The sequence below is a fragment of the Moorena sp. SIO2C4 genome, from assembly GCF_010672485.1.
Lineage (GTDB): Bacteria > Cyanobacteriota > Cyanobacteriia > Cyanobacteriales > Coleofasciculaceae > Moorena > Moorena producens.
The window spans coordinates 1-3,467 of the sequence record NZ_JAAHGN010000826.1; the positions used below are offsets into that span (position 1 = coordinate 1).

A 3,467-nucleotide genomic window follows, 5' to 3' on the forward strand; every position below is an offset into this window, starting at 1 on the left:
TTACAGCTTGCAGGTTGTCAGTTACAGCTTGCTGCTGACAGTGAGCGAAGAATTCTTCTGGTTGTAATTGGGATTTTAATGGGTTAGTGGTTGTGTCGGGAATGGGTGGGAGGGGGTCACGGAAGGGTAGATTTAGGTGTACTGGACCAGGGGTAGGAAAATGTGTTAGCGGAGTGCTGCCAAAGGAGGCTCGCTCCCAAGCATGAACTACGGTTTGCCGTAGATAACGGAGCATACTGATATCAGCTTTAGGGACCGCTAGGGTACTTTGCCAGTTGGGATAGTTGCCGTATAATTTGATTTGGTCAATGGTTTGTCCGGAATGACAATCTTGGAGTTCTGGGGGACGGTCAGCAGTCAAAACTAATAGTGGTACTCGGCTTTCTCTGGCTTCAATCACAGCGGGATAGAAATTAGCCCCAGCCGTGCCAGAGGTACAAACCAGGACAACTGGTTTTCCTGATTGTCGAGCAATGCCTAAGGCGAAAAAGCTGGCTGAACGTTCATCTAGAACTGGAATCGCCTCGATCTGTGGGTGTTGAGCAAACGCAACAGTTAGAGGGGTTGAGCGTGACCCTGGACAGATGATTGCTGTGGTCAATCCCAAGCGCTGTAGGGTTTCTACCAGGATGGAAGCCCAGAGGCTATTGGTGTTGCGAAAATCAATAGGCATTCAATTATGTTAATCAACATTTAATTCGAATATTGTGAACTACCCCAACCTACTTGGCCTATGGCCACGCTACGCGAATGTAGAGGTTGGGGCTTCCAGCTTCACGGAAGAATGCCTCAACTTGGACGGACGTCCACGTCTTGGTCTTACTTCTTCTCCACTGGCGTTAACCTCCCCCGTCCCAGAGGAGGATAGCATTCTGATACCTTCTGCTCTGATATTATTTGCCGCATTACCATCTCTGTCGTGATGAGTTCCACAACTTGGACAAGTCCAAGCCCTTACATCAAGCGGTAACTCCTTGATTTGATAATGACAATTAGAGCAGGTTTTAGAGCTGGGGAACCACCGGTTTATCTCAACCAATACCTTTCCTTCTTTTTCACACTTATAAGAAAGGAAATTGACAAAGATTCCCCAACCCAGGTCAGATATTGCTTTAGCTAGTTTATGGTTACGAACCATGCCCTTGACATTTAGGTTTTCGACTACCACTACTTGATTCTGATCAACTATTTTTCTGGATAGCTTATGCAGGTAGTCTTGGCGGACATTTCCAATCCGTTCGTATACTTTAGCTACAATTTTTCTGGCTTTTTTTCGCCCGTTACTGCTCTTCTTCTTTCGAGCAGCGATACGTTGCTTTTTGGCTAATTTTTTTTCGTATTTAGCTAGATGCTTGGGATTACCAAATTTAGAGGTCTTTTCGCCGTCGTAGGTGATCGCAAAATCTTTGATGCCCAAATCAATCCCGATAACCTTTCCTTCTGTGGAAGGCTGCCTGTCCTCTGATTCATACTCCATCAGCACAGAAGCATAGTATTTCCCAGACGGAGTCCTGCTGACGGTAACAGTCTTGATTTCTCCATCTAATGGTCGGTGTATTATTGCCTTGACAGTTCCCAGTTTTCCAGGAAACTTAAGGCAATCTCCTACGCGGCATACGCGCTGTGGATATTGGATTGATTGGCGATGATGATATGACTTGAATCTAGGATATTTTGCTCTACCCTCAAAAAAATTTTGATATGCACGGCTAAGATTTAGACTCACAGCTTGCAACACCTGAGAGTAGCAATCTTTTAGCCATTCAGTTTCTTTATCTTTTTTGAGTTTTGGCAACATAGCATTGAGGGCAGCGCGAGACAACCCTTTACCGGTTTCTTTGTAGGTTTCTATGCACTGATTCAATGCATAATTCCACCACCAGCGGGCACAGCCAAAGTGCTGAGCAAGTATATGAACTTGTTCTTGAGTTGGATAGATCCTGACCTTGACTGCTTGATGTCTTATTGCTTTGACCTCATTTATCGACATATGTACCATTATATATATTTTGTGGTACATCGTCAACCCATCGCTAAAAGTTTTTGTTCGCTTAGCGTGGCCTACGGCCAAGGGGCTATCCATCCCCACCCGTCGCAGGGATGGGGAATTTCGCCCCCTCAAACTCCCCTGTTACGGTCGATGCCTGGTATTACCCAGGGCACCTCCGCTTCAGAACTGGACGTGAAACTTTCGCCTCATCCAGCTCCTGAATATCCTCAACCTTTCGGTTTGCCTTTCGGCTTGCTCCAGTGGATTTCTTGGTGGCAGCTTTGATGGACTGCCATTAGATTCTTGCGTTTCCAGTTGGCGTGGTTTCCATCGACGTGATGAAGGTGTACAACCTGGTCGTTCAAGAATTTGTGTCCGCAATGTCCACAGGAATGGTTTTGCCTTTTTAAAGCCTTGGCGGTAGCATCATCGTATAGTACGGAGTTTCGCATGCTCCAGTAGACTAAGTCTCCGTCATAAGGGGACTTGGTTCCTTTTACGTTTACGTGTTGGTTTTGTTTATACCCGACTGCTGGGAAGCTTTTCTTGCATAGTTCGTTGGCTTTGTACCGGTTTACTTTCTTTTCCTTGCGGAACTTACGGTTTGCGGTCTTATTCAAGAACCATAAACTATCTCGGGAACTGCTCATGTCACAGCTTTTGTGGTAGTTTCTCCAACCACGTACGATGGGGGCTAATTTTTGGGCTTTTATTTTGGCACCATAATTCGAGTTGTTGACCACGGTTTTTATCTTCTTCCGGAAGTTTCTATGGTTTTCCTCTGAGGGAGTGCATCGGAACTTTCCGTTTTTCTGGACTCGGAATTTCCAACCCAGGAAGTCAAACCCGTCTGTCGTATTGGTTAGTTTGGTCTTTTCTTGATTTACTTCTAAGCCGCGTTGAGCTAGGAAGTTCCTCACTTTTTCTAGAATTTTCTCAGCATTATCTTTTGGCTTAAGAATAAATACCATGTCATCCGCATATCGGATGCTAGAGTGTATATTCTCTATTCCGTCAAGTGCAATGTTGGCTAGGAGTGGGCTGACTACACCGCCTTGGGGCGTTCCTTGCTCCGGGAATTCCGGATTGATGCCTGCTTTTAGACATCTGAATATCCCCATCTTCAGACTTGCAGGAGCTAGCAATCTATCCATTATGGAGCTGTGGGAGATGCGGTCGAAACACTTTTTGATGTCTAGTTCTATTACTCTTTTTGTGATGCCGTTAGAGTTTGATTTTAGATGTAGGAACAGGCGTTTTTGTGCGTCTTGGGCACATCTGCCTGTTCTGAATCCGTAACTATCGGCACTGAACGTAGCTTCATGGGCTGGTTCGAGAGCATATTTTGCTAAACATTGCCATGCTCTATCTTGGATTGTTGGTACTTTTAACATTCTTGTACTCCCGGAGACGAAACCTTAGAATAGGGCAGCCTTTATGGTTGGTCGGCTATGGGCAAAAGGGTCAAAACTTTATA

Annotated in this window: 2 protein-coding genes and 1 pseudogene; all 3 read right to left on the reverse strand. The window is 45.4% G+C overall.

Annotated features, from left to right (window positions below; genetic code table 11):
• On the reverse strand, positions 1-673 hold a 673-nt coding region (gene menD, locus F6K20_RS29790; RefSeq protein ID WP_287297098.1), incomplete at its 3' end, for a 2-succinyl-5-enolpyruvyl-6-hydroxy-3-cyclohexene-1-carboxylic-acid synthase.
• Between the two features lie 69 nt (positions 674-742).
• Entirely contained in the window at positions 743-1,966 is a 1,224-nt protein-coding gene (locus F6K20_RS29795; protein WP_044492296.1) for an RNA-guided endonuclease InsQ/TnpB family protein, read from the reverse strand.
• A 251-nt stretch (positions 1,967-2,217) separates the two neighbouring features.
• Positions 2,218-3,399, reverse strand: a pseudogene (locus F6K20_RS29800) (group II intron reverse transcriptase); the annotation flags it as partial.
• Positions 3,400-3,467: the final 68 nt, after the last annotated feature.